The 15,395-nt window shown below is 65.4% G+C and carries 15 protein-coding genes; 5 read left to right on the forward strand and 10 right to left on the reverse strand.

Going from position 1 to position 15,395, the window contains the following annotated elements:
• Window positions 1-255: 255 nt before the first annotated feature.
• Window positions 256-1,746, reverse strand: coding sequence for an aldehyde dehydrogenase family protein (locus C167_RS0110595; protein WP_017518251.1), 1,491 nt, complete (start codon window positions 1,744-1,746; stop codon window positions 256-258).
• A gap of 120 nt (window positions 1,747-1,866) precedes the next feature.
• Between C167_RS0110595 and C167_RS0110600 the strand changes: the two genes are divergently transcribed.
• Window positions 1,867-2,760, forward strand: coding sequence for a LysR family transcriptional regulator (locus tag C167_RS0110600; protein WP_017518252.1), 894 nt, complete (start codon window positions 1,867-1,869; stop codon window positions 2,758-2,760).
• 207 nt (window positions 2,761-2,967) lie between these two features.
• On the opposite strand, the gene C167_RS0110605 is transcribed toward C167_RS0110600, so the two are convergent.
• On the reverse strand, window positions 2,968-3,660 hold the full coding sequence (locus C167_RS0110605; protein ID WP_017518253.1) for an NUDIX hydrolase: 693 nt from the start codon (window positions 3,658-3,660) through the stop codon (window positions 2,968-2,970).
• A 168-nt stretch (window positions 3,661-3,828) separates the two neighbouring features.
• Between C167_RS0110605 and C167_RS0110610 the strand changes: the two genes are divergently transcribed.
• Genes C167_RS0110610 through nadE form a run of 3 tightly spaced genes read left to right on the forward strand, consistent with a single transcriptional unit; the run spans window position 3,829 to window position 6,536 of the window.
• On the forward strand, window positions 3,829-4,476 hold the full coding sequence (locus tag C167_RS0110610) for a nicotinamidase (RefSeq protein WP_017518254.1): 648 nt from the start codon (window positions 3,829-3,831) through the stop codon (window positions 4,474-4,476).
• 2 nt (window positions 4,477-4,478) lie between these two features.
• Complete coding sequence (gene pncB / locus C167_RS0110615; protein WP_017518255.1) at window positions 4,479-5,675, forward strand: nicotinate phosphoribosyltransferase; 1,197 nt, start codon at window positions 4,479-4,481, stop codon at window positions 5,673-5,675.
• A 33-nt stretch (window positions 5,676-5,708) separates the two neighbouring features.
• Complete coding sequence (gene nadE, locus C167_RS0110620; protein ID WP_017518256.1) at window positions 5,709-6,536, forward strand: ammonia-dependent NAD(+) synthetase; 828 nt, start codon at window positions 5,709-5,711, stop codon at window positions 6,534-6,536.
• 49 nt (window positions 6,537-6,585) lie between these two features.
• Here nadE and trhA read toward each other — a convergent pair whose 3' ends face one another.
• Together trhA and azu are read right to left on the reverse strand one after the other, a co-directional pair.
• Window positions 6,586-7,212 (reverse strand): PAQR family membrane homeostasis protein TrhA, encoded by a 627-nt coding sequence (gene trhA / locus C167_RS0110625; RefSeq protein WP_017518257.1) that lies wholly within the window; start codon window positions 7,210-7,212, stop codon window positions 6,586-6,588.
• A 111-nt stretch (window positions 7,213-7,323) separates the two neighbouring features.
• Window positions 7,324-7,770, reverse strand: a complete 447-nt coding sequence (azu, locus tag C167_RS0110630; protein ID WP_017518258.1) for an azurin — start codon at window positions 7,768-7,770, stop codon at window positions 7,324-7,326.
• Between the two features lie 364 nt (window positions 7,771-8,134).
• Here azu and C167_RS0110635 point away from each other — a divergent pair, with 364 nt between their 5' ends.
• Window positions 8,135-8,722, forward strand: a complete 588-nt coding sequence (locus C167_RS0110635) for a TIGR00730 family Rossman fold protein (protein ID WP_017518259.1) — start codon at window positions 8,135-8,137, stop codon at window positions 8,720-8,722.
• Window positions 8,723-8,728: 6 nt separating this feature from the next.
• Here the strand turns inward: C167_RS0110635 and C167_RS0110640 are convergent, their stop codons facing one another.
• The 6 genes from C167_RS0110640 to C167_RS0110665 all read right to left on the reverse strand — a co-directional run bounded on the left by C167_RS0110640 (window position 8,729) and on the right by C167_RS0110665 (window position 15,370).
• Window positions 8,729-9,130, reverse strand: a complete 402-nt coding sequence (locus C167_RS0110640; protein ID WP_017518260.1) for a type IV pilin protein — start codon at window positions 9,128-9,130, stop codon at window positions 8,729-8,731.
• Window positions 9,131-12,367: a pilus assembly protein gene (locus tag C167_RS33260; RefSeq protein ID WP_157791826.1), complete on the reverse strand. Its 3,237-nt coding sequence runs from the start codon at window positions 12,365-12,367 to the stop codon at window positions 9,131-9,133.
• 17 nt (window positions 12,368-12,384) lie between these two features.
• On the reverse strand, window positions 12,385-12,858 hold the full coding sequence (locus C167_RS33265; protein ID WP_081596658.1) for a pilus assembly PilX family protein: 474 nt from the start codon (window positions 12,856-12,858) through the stop codon (window positions 12,385-12,387).
• Window positions 12,855-13,793: a PilW family protein gene (locus C167_RS0110655; protein WP_017518263.1), complete on the reverse strand. Its 939-nt coding sequence runs from the start codon at window positions 13,791-13,793 to the stop codon at window positions 12,855-12,857. Before C167_RS0110655 ends, C167_RS33265 begins: the two co-directional genes overlap by 4 nt.
• A gap of 1 nt (window position 13,794) precedes the next feature.
• Window positions 13,795-14,268 (reverse strand): type IV pilus modification protein PilV, encoded by a 474-nt coding sequence (gene pilV, locus C167_RS0110660; protein ID WP_017518264.1) that lies wholly within the window; start codon window positions 14,266-14,268, stop codon window positions 13,795-13,797.
• A gap of 250 nt (window positions 14,269-14,518) precedes the next feature.
• Window positions 14,519-15,370, reverse strand: coding sequence for a mechanosensitive ion channel family protein (locus C167_RS0110665; protein ID WP_017518265.1), 852 nt, complete (start codon window positions 15,368-15,370; stop codon window positions 14,519-14,521).
• Window positions 15,371-15,395 lie beyond the last annotated feature (25 nt).

Below are 15,395 nucleotides of genomic sequence, written 5' to 3' on the forward strand. Positions count from 1 at the left end.
CAGCGATCCTTCTACGCGAACCTTTGTGAATGACTCGGTACAGCCCACCAGCAGGGGCTCGTTCCTATTGGCGAACCCGGTGTCTGCGGCTCCCTCTCCCTAACCCTCTCCCTGAAGGGAGAGGGGACTGGTTCGTCGCAGACTGAAACCATAATGTCAGCCGGCACGCAAAGCGCCCTCTCCCTTCAGGGAGAGGGCGGGGGAGAGGGTTGCGCCAGGCACCGAAATCCAGAGGAAGAGCACCACTGCGCAACCTCAGTCGAAGACTATGCCCTGGGCCAGCGGCAGTTCCCGCGAGTAGTTCACGGTGTTGGTCTGCCGGCGCATGTAGCCCTTCCAGGCGTCGGAGCCGGATTCGCGGCCACCGCCGGTTTCCTTCTCGCCGCCGAAGGCACCGCCGATCTCCGCGCCGCTGGGGCCGATGTTGACGTTGGCGATGCCACAGTCGCTGCCCACCGCCGAGATGAAGGCTTCCGCCTCGCGCAGGTCGGTGGTGAAGATGCACGAGGACAGCCCCTGCGGCACGCCGTTGTTCAGCGCTACAGCGTCGTTGAAATCCTTGTAGGGCACCACGTAGAGGATCGGGGCGAAGGTCTCGCTGCGCACCACGTCGCTCTGCTCGGGCATCTCGACGATGGCCGGCGACACGTAATAGGCCTCGGGGAATTTGTCGGCCAGCTGACGCTCGCCGCCGAACACCACGCCGCCCTCGCCGCGCGCCTGCTCCAGCGCGCCCTGCATGGCCAGGAAGCTGCGCTCGTCGATCAGCGGGCCGACCAGGTTGCCTTCCAGCGGGTGGCCGATGCGCACCTTGGCATAGGCGGTCTTCAGGCGGCTGACGAACTCGTCCTTCACCGACTCGTGGGCGATCAGCCGGCGCAGCGTGGTGCAGCGCTGCCCGGCGGTTCCGACGGCACTGAACAGCACGGCGCGCACGGCCATGTCGAGGTCGGCGCTGGGCGTGAGGATCATTGCGTTATTGCCGCCCAGCTCGAGGATGCTGCGGCCGAAACGGGCCGCCACACGCGGGCCGACTTCACGCCCCATGCGGGTGCTGCCGGTAGCGCTGACCAGGGCGACACGGGCGTCGTCCACCAGCGCCTCACCAGCGCTGCGGTCACCGATTACCACCTGGCTCAGGTGCTCCGGGGCGTCGCCGAACTTCTTCAGCGCGCGCTCAAACAGCGCCTGGCAAGCCAGCGCGGTGAGCGGGGTTTTCTCCGACGGCTTCCACACCACCGAGTTGCCGCAGACCAGCGCCAGCGCGGTGTTCCACGACCACACGGCGACCGGGAAGTTGAAGGCGCTGATCACGCCGACCACGCCCAGCGGATGCCAGGTTTCGCGCATATGGTGGCCGGGACGCTCGGAGGCGATGGTCAGGCCGTAGAGCTGGCGCGACAAGCCGACGGCAAAGTCGCAGATGTCGATCATTTCCTGGACTTCGCCCAGGCCTTCCTGGGTGATCTTGCCGGCTTCCCAGGACACCAATTCGCCCAGCGCCGCCTTGCTCGCCCGCAGCTCCTCGCCGAACAGCCGCACCAGTTCACCACGGCGCGGCGCCGGCACCTTGCGCCAGGCGTCGAAGGCGTACGCGGCGCGGCCGATCTTCTGCTCCACTTCGGCGGCGCTTTCCAGGCGCACGGCGCCCAGCCGGCTGCCATCGATGGGAGAGTGGATGACCTGATCGCCGCCGGTATAGAGGCGAGCGTCGACGCCGAGGGATTCGAGCAGTGCGGAAATCATGCGGACTCCTGTGTCATTGCGATAACCCAATGGAATGCCAGCAGTAATAAACGGCTTGCCGAGGCACAACAAACGACGTTTCCTATGCACATCATTCCGTAAATTCATGAACTGCCCGCCATGCTGAGCAAACGCCACCTGCCGTCCATGACCGCCCTGCAATGCTTCGAAGCGGTGGCGCGGCACCTGAGTTTCACCCGTGCCTCCGAGGAGCTGAACCTGACCCAGAGCGCGGTCAGCAAACAGGTGGCACAACTGGAGGAAATGCTCCAGCACCTGCTGTTCCGCCGCGTACGCCGCCGCCTGCAGTTGACCCCGGCGGGCGACCTGTACCTGGTGGAAGTGCGCAAGATCCTCACCCAGGTGGAGATGTCCACCCACTACCTGCTGTCCTACGGCGGCGAAACCGAGGTCCTGCGCGTGGCGACCCCGCCGACCTTCGGCGCGCGCTGGCTGATTCCGCGGCTGAACGGCTGGCGCCATCGCCATCCGAACATCCATCTCGACCTGCGCCAGGAGCTGGAACCCGGCGACCTGCTGCAATCGCGCTGCGACATCGCGTTCTTCTTCGGCGCCGGCACCCTGCCCGGCGCGGAATGCGTGGCGCTCTTCGGCGAGGAGATGGTGCCGGTGTGCTCACCGGCGATCCTGCCGGCGCAATCGCTGAACGACCCGACCCAATTGGCTGACCTGGTGCTGTTGCAGAACGCCACGCGCCAGGAAGCCTGGCACGAGTGGTTCCTCAGCCTTGGCCGACACAGCGAGCACAGCTACCACGGGCCGCGCTTCGACACCTTCTACATGTGCATCCGCGCAGCGCAAGCCGGCTGCGGCGTGGCGTTGCTGCCGCGTTTTCTGGTGGAAGAGGAGCTGAACGAGGGCAAGCTGGTGATCGCCTGGGACCACGGTCTGCAGAGCCGCAGCGGCTACTACCTGGCGTACCCCGAGCATGCGGCGGCAGTGCCCAAGGTCCGGGCGTTCGTGGAGTGGATCGGGGAGCGGTTAGAGGGGTGAATTCCGCGTGGCTGGTGACACCCTCTCCCCAGCCCTCTCCCTGAAGGGAGAGGGAGCCTTCGGGCTACCGTAGCCATCGGCAGTACTGAAAGCTCTGGTGTCCCCATCTGACTTCGTACAGTCATCGCTCGTGCCAAGTCAGTCCCCTCTCCCTTCAGGGAGAGGGTTAGCGAGAGGGAGCGCTCAGCTCCAACTCCCCGAAAGCACCTACACCAACAAACTCCGATCAAACACGAACGCCCCATCCCCTCGCGGGGTAAAGCGCAGCACATGCTGCGGTCGCCCCATCGGTGGCTGGTGGCGCTCGCCGGTGTCTTCCACCCAGCCCGCCGTCTTCATGCGTTCCAGCCGCCCGCGCAGGCTGGAGTGCTGGATTTCCTCGCCGATGGACCACTCGAAAGCCTTCAGCGCCTCCGCCACGGTGAAGCGCTCGGGCAGCAGGTGAAGCGGCAGGGCGCTGTAAACCGACTTGCCCGCCAACCGCTCGCAGGCCTGCTGCACCAGCTGGGTGTGGTCGAAGGGCAAGGCAAAGCGCTCGCCGCGCACCGACTCCAGCGGCACGAAGTCCAGGTCATCGGCCGCCAGCTGGGTATCCGGCGCCACCAGCACCAGGTAGAACACGCTCAGCGACCAGCCACGCGGATCGCGCACCGCATTGCCCACGGTCGCCACCTGCTCCATGTAAGCCGGCTCCACCCGTGCCTTCTCGCGCAGTGCGCGCAGGGCGGCATCGTCCAGGCCATGGTCGGCGCAGCGGCCATTGATCAGCACACCCGGCAGCGCCCACTGGCCTTCGAACGGTGCCTGGGCGCGACGGATCAGCAGCAGCTCCAATCCACGCTCGGGGTTCAGGCGCAGCGCCACGATGTCCACGGTGGCCAGCACTTCAGCGGTACTCATTGATGCTCCTCGAATGCCTGGTCGCTCAGCGACACCCTGTGACTTATTTCACCATGTACAGAAAGCATCTTCCACTTCCTGAGATTTTCCATCTTTCTTCTTGACGACTTATTTCATGTCATGAATTATGTAGCCACGACAGACCACAACGGTCAAGCGGAGGCTTCCATGAACCTGATCGCCAGCTTCGACGTAGACGCCCAGAAGAGTTTCACCCCGCTCTGCCCCGACGAACTGCCGGTGCCGGGCGGCGATGCCATCGGCGCCGCGCTGAATTTGATGGCAGAGCGCGCCAGCCTGCGCCTGGGGAGCAAGGACGCCCACAGTCCTACCGCCCCCTGGGTGGTGAACGAGCCGGCACAGATGCTGCAACCGCTCAGCCTGCCCGATGCCGACCTCACCTGGGTCAGCCACTGTGTGCCGGGCACGCCGGGCTTCGAGCTGCTGGACGAACTGCCCAGGCCGATGGACTACGACTTCTTCATCTGGAAGGGCGTGGAGCCGGACCTGCACCCCTACGGCGCCTGCTACCACGATCTGGCTGAACGGCGCAGCACGGGCGTGATCGAATACCTGCGGCAGAATGCGGTCAGCCACGTGCTGGTCGGCGGCCTGGCGCTGGACTACTGCGTGAAGACCACCGCGCTGCAACTGCGCCGCGCCGGCTTCCAGGTGCTGCTGTACTTGCCGGCCTGCCGCGCCATCGCGGAGGAAACCGCGAGGGTCGCGTGCAACGAAATGCGCAGCGCCGGGGTCATCCTCTGCGCGGACGAGAACGAACTGGACGAAGCCCTCATGGGCATCAGGGAGAATTGATCATGGCCGAGAGCGTCTTTGCCGAGCGTATCGTGCAGAACCTGCTGGACACCGACTTCTACAAGCTGACGATGATGCAGGCGGTGCTGCACAACTACCCCAACGCAGAAGTGGAGTGGGAATTCCGCTGCCGCAACGCCGAGGACCTGACCCCGTACCTGGCGGAAATCCGCTACCAGATCGAACGCCTGGCCGAGCTGGAGGCCACCCCGGACCAGCTCGCCTTCCTCGAGCGCATCCCGTTCATCAAGCCGGACTTCATCCGCTTCCTGAGCCTGTTCCGCTTCAACCTGCGCTACGTGCACACCAGTATCGAGGATGGCCAGCTGGCCATCCGCCTGCGCGGGCCTTGGCTGCATGTAATCCTCTTCGAGGTGCCGCTGCTGGCCATCGTCAGCGAGGTGCGCAACCGCTACCGCTATCGCGAAGTGGTGCTGGAGCAGGTCGGCGAGCAGCTCTACCGCAAGCTCGACTGGCTCACCCGCAACGCCAGCAAGGAGGAGCTGAAGGAGTTCCAGGTAGCTGACTTCGGCACCCGCCGGCGCTTCTCCTACCGCACCCAGGAAGAAGTCGTGCATATCCTCAAACGCGACTTCCCCGGCCGCTTCGTCGGCAGCAGTAACGTACACCTGGCCCGCGAGTTCGACGTGAAACCCATCGGCACCATGGCCCACGAATGGCTGATGGCGCACCAGCAGCTCGGCCCGCGGCTGATCGACAGCCAGATCGCCGCGCTGGACTGCTGGGTGCGCGAATACCGCGGCCAACTGGGCATCGCGCTGACCGACTGCATTACCATGGACGCCTTCCTGAGCGACTTCGACCTGTACTTCGCCAAGCTCTTCGATGGCCTGCGCCACGATTCGGGCGATCCGCTGGTCTGGGCCGAGAAGGCCATCGCCCACTACCGCCGCCTGGGAATCGACCCGATGACCAAGACCCTGGTGTTCTCCGACGGCCTCGACATGCCCAAGGCGTTGCAGCTCTTCCGCGCATTGCGTGGCAAGATCAACGTCAGTTTCGGCATCGGTACCAACCTGACCTGCGACATCCCCGGGGTGGAACCGATGAACATCGTGCTCAAGATGACGGCCTGCAACGGCCACCCGGTGGCGAAGATTTCCGACACGCCGGGCAAGACCCAATGCCGCGACGAGAACTTCGTCGCCTACCTGCGCCACGTCTTCAAGGTAGCGTAGCCATCCCATTTTGCACCGACAGGAGCCCATCCGATGAAAGACAGACAGGCCGCCATCGCCAGAGAACTCAACGTACAGCCGCCCTTCCAATCCGACGCCGAGCTGCAGGCCGAGATCCAGCGCCGCATCCGCTTCATCCAGGACTGCCTGAAGAATTCCGGCATGAAGACCCTGGTGCTGGGCATCAGCGGTGGCGTCGACTCGCTCACCGCCGGCATGCTCTGCCAACGCGCCGTGGAGGGCCTGCGCGCCGAGACTGGCAACCCGGACTACCGCTTCCTCGCCGTGCGCCTGCCCTACAACGTGCAGGGCGACGAACAGGACGCCCAGGACTCGGTGGACGTGATCGCCCCGGACGAGCGCCATACCGTCAACATCGGTCCGTCGGTTCAGGCGCTGGCCGCGCAGACCCAGGCGCTGGAAGGCCTAGCGCCGGCCACCCGCGACTTCGCCCTGGGCAATACCAAGGCGCGCATCCGCATGGCTGCCCAGTACACCATCGCCAACGCCCGTGCCGGCCTGGTGGTCGGCACCGATCACGCCGCCGAGGCGGTCATGGGTTTCTTCACCAAATTCGGCGACGGCGCCTGCGACCTCGCCCCGCTCAGCGGCCTGGTGAAGAACCAGGTACGCAGCATCGCCCGCAGCCTGGGCGCGCCGGAAAACCTGGTGGAGAAAGTGCCGACCGCCGACCTCGAGGACCTCGCCCCCGGCAAGCCGGACGAACACGCCCACGGCGTGACCTACAGGGAAATCGATGCCTTCCTGCACGGCCAGGACGTCGGCCAGGAAGCCTTCGACATCATCGTCCGCACCTTCGAGAAGACCCACCACAAGCGCGCACTGCCCATCGCGCCATAAGCCCCCAAAGTCGTTGGCACGGGAAACTCCCGCGCCAACGGCTCAAGGTTCAGTGCTGGGGGATGACGTAGCGCCAGATTGCGATGAAGTGCAGCAGGCTGCCGGCGATCACGAACAGGTGCCAGATGCCGTGCCAGTGGCGGAAGCGGCTGTCGTAGGCGAAGAAAATGATGCCGATGGTGTAGAAGGCGCCACCGCCCACCAGCCAGGCGAAGCCCGCGCCGCCCAGTGCGCGGTACAGCGGCCCGACTGCGATCAGCACGATCCAGCCCATCACTGCGTAGATGATGATCGACAGCACCCGCGCCTCGGAGCGCGGCTTGATCTCCTGCAACATGCCGATCACCGCCATCGACCAGACGATGCCGAACAGCGTCCAGCCCCAGGCTCCCTTGAGCGTCACCAGGCAGAAGGGCGTGTAGCTCCCCGCGATCAGCAGGTAGATCGACAGGTGGTCGAGCTTGCGCAGGATGATCTTCGCCCGCCCTCGCACGCTGTGATAGAGCGTCGAAATACTGTAGAGCAGAGTCAGCGTCGTGCCGTACACCGCCACACTGACGATGCGCAGCGGCTCGCCCACCAGGCTGGTGGCGACCAGCAGCCAGATGCCCCCCACCAGCGCCAGCACGGCGCCAACCAGGTGGGTCCAGGCGTTGAAGCGTTCACCGTGGTACATGGGTCCCCCGTCAGGATTTCAACCATGGACACCCTAGCGCCATTTGATGAAATAAAAAGCCCGACCATGGGTCGGGCTTTTCGAATCACGCACTTTCGAACGAAAGCGGGATCACTTCACGGCCAGGGTGCCCTTCATCATGGCCGAGTGGCCCGGGAAGGAGCAGAAGAAGGCGTATTCATCACCGGCCTTGAGCTTGGACACATCGAAGGTCACCGAGTCCTTCTCGCCGGAACCGATGATCTTGGTGTGGGCGATGACGCGGGTGTCGCCTTCTTTCACGTAGTTCTTGTCCAGGCCTGCGGCCATGCCGTCGGTTACCACGCCCTGCATGTCGGCGGCAGTGGTCAGGACCCAGTTATGGCCCATGACGTTCTTCGGCAGGCTGCCTGGGTGGGACAGGTTCACGGTGAAGGTCTTGCAGCTCTTGTCGACGGTGATGGCGTTGGTGCTGAACTGCATCTGGTCGTTGCCCTGGATGTCCACGGAGCATTCGGCGGCCAGCAGCGGGGCACTGAACAGGCCAAGCAGGGATACAGCGGCGAGTTTACGGAACATGACATGCCTCCTAGGCAGGTTGGGCGGAGAATCCTGAAGGGGAAGACTGCCCGAAGGCGATCGGGGTTCCCCTGATCTGCATCAATGGCCTTCGGCCACGAACCAAGCTTCGAACTGTCTATCAGGTCGATCAGCAGGATCAACGAGGCAGAACAGCGCACCCCGCCTAGCATAGACGTCTCACCCAGGCTCAACAGGAGTTTGCGCCATGCACCGTCTTGCGCTGTTACAAAGCCCATGGTTACAGGACCTGCTCGCTTGTTACGCACTCGCCTCCGCTGGCGGCTGCCAGCATGGCTGAAATCGGCTTGGTTGCTCCTCTCGCAGCCGGTAACCTGACGGCCTGCTGAAAGAGGACAGCTCCATGACCTTGCGTTCCATCTGCGTATTCTGCGGCGCCAGTCCCGGCGCCTCCCCGATCTACCAGGAAACCGCCGAAGCCCTCGGCCGCCACCTCGCCGAGAGCGGCATCCAGCTGGTCTACGGCGGCGGCGCCGTGGGTCTGATGGGCATGGTCGCCAATGCCGCGCTGGCTGCCGGTGGCGAAGTCATTGGCATCATTCCGCAGAGCCTGAAAGACGCCGAGGTCGGCCACAGCGGCCTGACGCGCCTGGAAGTGGTGGACGGCATGCACGCACGCAAAGCCCGCATGGCCGAGCTGAGCGACGCCTTCATCGCCTTGCCGGGCGGCCTCGGCACTCTGGAAGAGTTGTTCGAGGTCTGGACCTGGGGCCAATTGGGCTACCACGCCAAGCCGCTGGGCCTGCTGGAAGTGAACGGCTTCTTCGATCCGCTGCTGACCTTCCTCGACCACCTGGTGCAGGAGCGCTTCGTGCGCCAGCCACACCGCGACATGCTGCAGCGCGCCGACTCGCCTGCCGAACTGGTAGGCGCCCTGGCCGCCTGGAAACCCCTGGCCGCGCCCAAGTGGGTAGATCGCACGCCGACCTGACGCCGCCTACCAGCAACGCTCCGTGGCCGCGCCACGGAGCCCGCTGTCGGCCAGTGTCAGCACCCCGCAGGCATCTTCCGTCATCGCACCAAGAGGTTCTGCCTGCAGGACATAGCCCGATGCGTCAGGGCCGCTGGCAAAACCCAGCCGGTAATACACCCTTCCGGCGCCCCGTGGCGAGCGATCGAATGGCAGCGTAGCGCCAACATAGGTGCCGCGGCTGGTGTAGAAGCGCTCCAGAGATTGCGCCAGCTCCACCAGGGCTTTCTGCGCATCCACCCGGTGCACCCGCCGGATGTGCTCCCGATACGCCGGTAGCGCCACACCCAGCAGGATGCCGACCAGCGCAAGGCAGACCAGCAGTTCCACGAGCGTGACGCCGCCGGCCCACCGGCTCATCGATTTCATTCAGCGAGACTCCCACCAGGCCCTGCGCCCGACGTCGCGAGGCAGATTGATTTTCTGGCCCAGCGGACGGCCTTCCGCATCGATACCGAGGATTTTCCATTCACCGTCCGGACCGGCCTGGAGCAGCGCGCCACTGGACTGATGCGCCGCATCGTCGCCTGCCACATCGCTGCCCGGCAGGCCACCCACCAGTTGCTCTCCACTGCGAAGATCCAGCACAAGCGATGCGTGGGTCAGCGGATCGCTGCAAGGGTCGTCTCCGGGTGCAATCAGGTTGAACAGCACGAACTTCCCTTCACGAATCTGCGGCGGTTCCACCACGCGCGTGCCATCCGCCGGCAGGTCCAGGTACCAGCCATGCGCGTCGCCCATGTCGGTTTTGGAAGACACCGGCTGGAGATCGGACCGCCCGGCGATCGCCTGCCCACCGTCGAGCACTCCGTACAGGCTTTCGCTCTTCGCCGAGGGTTCTTCGTCACCCACACGGTAGAGTCGACCGCTGCCCAACAGCACGCGTACCCGTCCACCACCGTCCAGCGCTGCCGCCACCGGCGCACTGATCGCCTGCGGGCTGCCGTCCGGCGTCAGCGCCCGGAAGAGCGGCTTGCCGGCCAGGGAAGGTGGAATTGCCGAGTCGCCGCCCTCTTCGCCAGCCAGATCCACACGCCAGAGATTCCCGAGGCTGTCACCCACATAGAGGCGGTTGGCGGTCACATCGCCCCTGCTGCTGATCGCCGTCACCGGCCCCAGGTCGCCGGCCTCGGGCAGGTGGACGCGCTTGAGCACATGACCATCCGCCGCATCGAGCAGCCAGATGTACCCGCCGCGGCTTTCCGGGTCCCTGGCCCCCGTGGAAACCGCCACCACGAACCGGCCCGAACTCAGGGCCATGAGTGCTGGCCGCCCCAGCGTGTAGCCGAGGTCGGGATGGCTGAACTCCCAAAGTACGTTGCCCGGCTGCACGCGCTCAGGATCGCTGATATCCAGTGCAAACAGGCTGTTGCCGCCCGCCCCGGTGACGCCCACCAGCAGGGTGCGCCACCGCCCGGAGATCCAGGCATTGCCCACCGTTGGCGAGCCATCGACGTAGTAGCGATGGGCATAGCCCGGATCGGCCAGCTCGCGAAGATGGCCGAGCACCGCCACCGGTACGTAGGCGAACAACTCGCGTCCGTCGCGCGCGTCGAAGCCGTGCAGCATGCCATCGTTGGCGCCCACCGCCACCAGCGGCGCACGCTGCTGGTAGAGCTCACTGGCAAGGAACTCCCGGTAGCGGTCGCCCAGCGAACCGGGCAGCTCAGCGTAAGGCTGCGCGTCGTGCCAGGAATAGGCTGGCCGCGAACCCACGATATCGCCCAGCCGGCTGGCTCGCCGGCGGAACGGCAACGCACTGCCGGCCTCGCGCCGCTCCTGCAGGCGCGAACCGCGCAGGTAGTCCACCAGCAACTCGCCCTGCTCGCTCCCCAGCCTCAGGCGCTGTTCGTTATCCAGGGAGCCCCAGGTGAAGGGCATGCCTGCCCGCGCGATGAGCGATCCATCCGTCCCAGCAATGGCGGGCTGCACGGTGAGGATATTTCGCCCCGCCACTTTCGCCTCGCTCAGCTCGTCCAGCTGCTGCGCAGCCGACCACAACGGCTGACGCTCGCCGTCACGCAAAAGCAGCAGGTCGCCGCTCCAGCGCCGCCCCTCCAGCCGGGTACTGAACCACTCGCCGGTCTGCGGGCCTGCGCTGAAGTTGCCGATGCTCCTCGGCTCATCGTTGGCCGCATGGGCGAATACCAGGCGCAACGCGTCCCGTAGCTTGTCAGGCTCGGTGAGCTTCAGCAGTTTGGCCGGTGCACCATCCGGCCCCTTCCACCAGCTTTCAGGCAAGGGTGCGGTACGCGTGAAGCCATAGCGGGGCGGAACGGCGAAACCGCCGTACTGGGCCGCCAGCCATAGGGCGCTGCCCTGCCCGGCCGCCTCGTGGGTGGACGCCAGCCAGAAGGTGGATGCGCTTTGCCGGCCGGAAAGGTCCGGGCGCAGGTCTCGTACATGGGCATCGTAGGCGAGCCCCGCCAGCGCGAGTGCAGCGGCGGAACCCGCGCCACCCTGCATGGCCGCGACCTGCTGCGTTGCCCGCGCCAACTCCGGATCGCCGAGGCGCAGCAGACTCGCGCCAGCCTCGCCGTCCCCCGCACCACCAATCCCGAGCATGGCGTTACGCTGGCAGGCGTAGGTGAGCGGGTCCGCGTGATCCCCCTGATGACGCAGGAAGCGCGTGGCGGCATGCAACAGCTCGCCCACATCATCGGAAGGCCGCGATCCGGCGTCGTCAAAACGATTGAGGAAGGCGACCACCCCCACCTGCCGGTCAGTGAAAACACCGGTCTGCGCCGACCACTCCTTCAGCGGGTTATCCCGCCCGTCATCCAGCCACGGACCAATGAATTTCTGCGGCGTGCGCACCACCGCGCTTCCGCCCTCATCGGCGCGGCCGAAGATGCTGTAGCGCAGGCGTCCGGCGTAGTGCTGCAACAACCCTTCGGGCTTATGGCTCGAGCCGTAGGGCTGGCAGTTGCGTTCCAGCTGGCCTGCCGCGCAGACCTGTACGCGCACCGCGAGTCGATAGGTCGCGTCGGGTAACAACGTCTCGCCGGGTATAAATTCCTGCGGCTCACCGGGAAAATCCGGGCTGCGACTCAACAACAGGCTCCGCGCTTCGCCCTCCACCCGCAGATGCAGCGGCATGCCCGACAAAGGCGTGGCGCCCCCAACGCTATCGCGCGGCAGGCTTCGATCCGGGAAGACACCGTCGCGCCGCGTACTCAGCCCCTTCTGCAACACCGTCAGCCCGGTGTTGTCGATGAAGCGGTCGCCACCGGTCAGCACGGCGCGATAGACATCGATGGCCTGCGTCGTGGCCCAATTGAGAAAGTTGCCGCTCCAGGCTTGGCGGCAGCCGTTGACCAGGGCCGGGCCGATGGGCTGGAAGTAGCGCTCCATCTCCGCCGCCGCGTCGCGGTAGGTGTAGCACTTGTCCGAGTCGAAATAGCCGAAGTACCGATCACCGGTGGTATAGACAGCCCCCGGATTGGCAGGCGCCGCGGTCGCCGCATGGGCCGAGGACGGCAGCAAAAGCAGGTTGCCGGGCGCACCGCTGGCGATCTCCAGCGGCACCTGGCTGACCGGCGCCGCCAACAGCACTCCCGACAAGGTGAGGCCCAGAATCAGCGAACAGATTCTCGTCAATCTCACGGCTACCTCCCTGCCTGCTAACGAATGAAAAAGATGCTGTTCAGCCGCACGCTGGACACCGCTTCCCCCGATGGCTGGCGACGTGCGCCAAAACCCGTCGCGCGTACCTCGATGGCCACGCCATTAGCCGTCCCGCCCTTGCCGACCTCCAGTCCTTCACTGGCCAGCCAGCGCAGGAAGCGCAGCTGGTAGATCGGCTTCGCTGCGCTTTCCGAAAAGCCGCTCACCTGGCCGTCACGGCTATAGGCAGCAGCCTCGGGACGGTTCTGCCGATGAATCTCCAGCGCAGCTTGCTCACCCGCACGTAGCGCGGCTTCCGCCGCCTGGAAAGCCATCTGTCGGTCACGCAGGTTGCCGGCCATGCGCTCCTCCAGTTGCACCATGCGCATGCCCGCCAGACCGATCAGCGTGAGCAGCAACAGCATGGCCAGCGAGACCAGCAGCACCGCCCCGCACTCGGATCGAGGAGGTATCGACGGGCTCCAGCTCATGGCGGCGGGTTGCGCAAAGCGATAGTGCTACCCATCACCAGCCGCAGCCGGCGATCCGCATCCGGCGCGAGGCTGCGGCCATCGAAAACCATTGAATTCGGAGCCTCGTCGACGTCGCGGGTCTGGCTCTGCAGCAGCAGGTTGACGCGCACCGTCCGCACCTGGCGCCATTCCTCGGCGGTCATTTCGCGCGCGGCCTTGTAGGTCGCCACCGCCGGGCTATCCATCCCGGCCACGCCGTAGCGCAAGCTCATTCCCGCGACACCAGTCACCAGTTCGCTGGTCTGCACCTTATCCGTGGTTTCGCTGTTATCGGTGACGAACAACCCCGGCGTTCCGGACTCGCCCCGTCCGATCCAGTAGATGGCGTAGCGGTAGGGATAAACCCGCGTCGCCGGCGCCAGGAAGTGCTCCAGCGGGCGATCCGCGATCAGGCTCAAAGCATCGCCGGCATTGCGCAGCAGCAGGCAGGACTGCTGATCGCTGAGCAGATAGAAAGCGCCAGAGACCGCAGCCGAAGACGTAAGCAGCAGCCGGTTCGCGGTGATCGCGCGGGCGGCGAGAACGGGCTCGGCCGCAGAGCGCAGCAGCACCGCATCGGTGTTCGCCAGGCGCCCGCTGGGCATCCAGGCCACCGCCGGCATTCCCGCACCGTATCCTTCGATTGCCGACTTTTCCACGGCATACCGGGCGTTATCGGTGCCCGAGGCATTGACCACACCAGCAGGGCAGGCACCGGTGAAACCGGCATTGCGCAGGTCCTGCGCAATGGCTTCCAACGCGAAGCGGCCGTTCTCCTGCAATTCGGTCAACGCGACGCTGTTCTGATAGCTGCGCTTGCTGCAGAGGACGACCTGGATCACGCCCGCCAGAAGCAGCAAACCCAGGGCCATGGCAATCAGCAGTTCGACCAGCGACAGCCCGCGCTGGCGCATCTCAGAACCCCGCCCGGTAGGCGAAGGTCTCCTCGGCGTCACCTGTCGCCCCCAGACGATCACGGGCCCGCCGGTCATTCCAGCGCACGGCGATCAACGCGCTGTACAGATTACCGCTGCGGATCACCTGCACGGAGCCGCTACCCGTTCCGCCGAGCGTCTCGCACACATCGGCCTGCCACTGGTTGAGGTCGAGTTGAGCACGCGTCGAACCCGTGGGCCTGGGGCAGCCGCCGGCCACATCGGCGAAGGTCGTATCGTAGGCGCCGGAACGGGCCGCCTCCGGATTGGCACGCAGCAGGTCGGCCATCTCGCCGGCCAGCCAGGACGCCTGGGAACGCTGCAGCGCACTATGGCCGGCACTGATGCCGACACTCTGCAACCCCGCCAGCCCCAGCACGCCAATGCCGAGCACGAGCACCGAGACCAGCACCTCCACCAGGGTGAAACCTTCGCTCCGCTTGCCGCCGTCCATGCTCGTCGCCTCGCTGCTGAGGAATGAGCCTCAAGGGTGCAAGGCGCAACGCAGCGCGGTCAGCCAGACATTGGCTGGGAGATCGACGGGAAAAGTCCGCACGCCGAACAAGATCGGGCGTGCATCTAGGACGGCGTCCGATGTACTGGCCTACCTGTCGGTGCTCCCATGCCATCGGTCCCCACTTAAAAATTTCAGCGGAAAAAGAAAAGGCCACCTCACGGTGGCCTTTGCAGGAACACGAAAACCGTCAGCTGTTCGCCGACTGCTGGACGATCACCGTCTGCGCCGGCATTGGTGCCGGGAAGTCGGTGCCCAGGGCTTCCTTGATGGTGCGGTTGGTGTCGAAGTAGACCTGCCAGTAGGCGTCGTTGTGGCAATACGGACGTACAGCGAGCACCGGGCCGACAAGGTTGAACTCGAGGATTTCCACGTCCACCGGCGGCTCGCTCAGCACGTTGGGGATGGCGGCGATGCGCTGCTTGAGCACGGCGGCGGCGGCCTGCCAGTCCGCGGCGCCGGACAGCTGCGCCTTGAGTTCCACGCGGCGGTAGGGGTTGTGGGTGTAGTTCTGGATGGTATCACTGAAGATCTTGTTGTTGCCCACCAGGGTCAGGACGTTGTCCGGAGTGTTGATGGCGGTGACGAACAGGCCGATCTCCTTCACGGTGCCGGTAACGCCGCCGGCAGTGATGAAATCACCGACCTTGAATGGCCGCAGAACGATGATGAAGCCGCCAGCCGCGAGGTTGGCCAGCAGGCCGGACCAGGCCATGCCGATGGCGAGGCCGATGGCGGCGATCAGCGCGGCGAGGCTGGTGGTCTGCACGCCGAAATAGCCGAGGATACCGACGACCAGGAGGATGTTCAGGGTGACGGTGATGAAGGAGCCGACATAGCGCAGCACCGTCGGGTCGACGCTCTGCCTGGCCAGGGCCCTTTCCACCATGCCAACGGCGAAGCCGATCAACCAGCGGCCGAGGACCCAGAAGAGAATGGCGACGAGGATCTTCACACCGAAGGCGAGCGCGTACTGCGATACCGTCGCCCACAGTGCGTTGATCTTCTCCGTACCCACATTGATGATGTTCGTATCGTCCATGGAAGCGCACCTGCGAGGGAAAGGG

Origin of the sequence: Pseudomonas nitroreducens TX1, assembly GCF_000313755.1 — a bacterium.
GTDB classification, from domain to species: domain Bacteria; phylum Pseudomonadota; class Gammaproteobacteria; order Pseudomonadales; family Pseudomonadaceae; genus Pseudomonas; species Pseudomonas nitroreducens_A.

What these genes read in the sequence shown, in the direction of transcription:
- C167_RS0110595 (WP_017518251.1), bottom strand. Translation starts at nt 1,746, where the DNA reads ATGATTTCCGCACTGCTCGAATCCCTCGGCGTCGACGCTCGCCTCTAT.
- C167_RS0110600 (WP_017518252.1), top strand. Translation starts at nt 1,867, where the DNA reads ATGCTGAGCAAACGCCACCTGCCGTCCATGACCGCCCTGCAATGCTTC.
- C167_RS0110605 (WP_017518253.1), bottom strand. Translation starts at nt 3,660, where the DNA reads ATGAGTACCGCTGAAGTGCTGGCCACCGTGGACATCGTGGCGCTGCGC.
- C167_RS0110610 (WP_017518254.1), top strand. Translation starts at nt 3,829, where the DNA reads ATGAACCTGATCGCCAGCTTCGACGTAGACGCCCAGAAGAGTTTCACC.
- pncB (WP_017518255.1), top strand. Translation starts at nt 4,479, where the DNA reads ATGGCCGAGAGCGTCTTTGCCGAGCGTATCGTGCAGAACCTGCTGGAC.
- nadE (WP_017518256.1), top strand. Translation starts at nt 5,709, where the DNA reads ATGAAAGACAGACAGGCCGCCATCGCCAGAGAACTCAACGTACAGCCG.
- trhA (WP_017518257.1), bottom strand. Translation starts at nt 7,212, where the DNA reads ATGTACCACGGTGAACGCTTCAACGCCTGGACCCACCTGGTTGGCGCC.
- azu (WP_017518258.1), bottom strand. Translation starts at nt 7,770, where the DNA reads ATGTTCCGTAAACTCGCCGCTGTATCCCTGCTTGGCCTGTTCAGTGCC.
- C167_RS0110635 (WP_017518259.1), top strand. Translation starts at nt 8,135, where the DNA reads ATGACCTTGCGTTCCATCTGCGTATTCTGCGGCGCCAGTCCCGGCGCC.
- C167_RS0110640 (WP_017518260.1), bottom strand. Translation starts at nt 9,130, where the DNA reads ATGAAATCGATGAGCCGGTGGGCCGGCGGCGTCACGCTCGTGGAACTG.
- C167_RS33265 (WP_081596658.1), bottom strand. Translation starts at nt 12,858, where the DNA reads ATGAGCTGGAGCCCGTCGATACCTCCTCGATCCGAGTGCGGGGCGGTG.
- C167_RS0110655 (WP_017518263.1), bottom strand. Translation starts at nt 13,793, where the DNA reads ATGCGCCAGCGCGGGCTGTCGCTGGTCGAACTGCTGATTGCCATGGCC.
- pilV (WP_017518264.1), bottom strand. Translation starts at nt 14,268, where the DNA reads ATGGACGGCGGCAAGCGGAGCGAAGGTTTCACCCTGGTGGAGGTGCTG.
- C167_RS0110665 (WP_017518265.1), bottom strand. Translation starts at nt 15,370, where the DNA reads ATGGACGATACGAACATCATCAATGTGGGTACGGAGAAGATCAACGCA.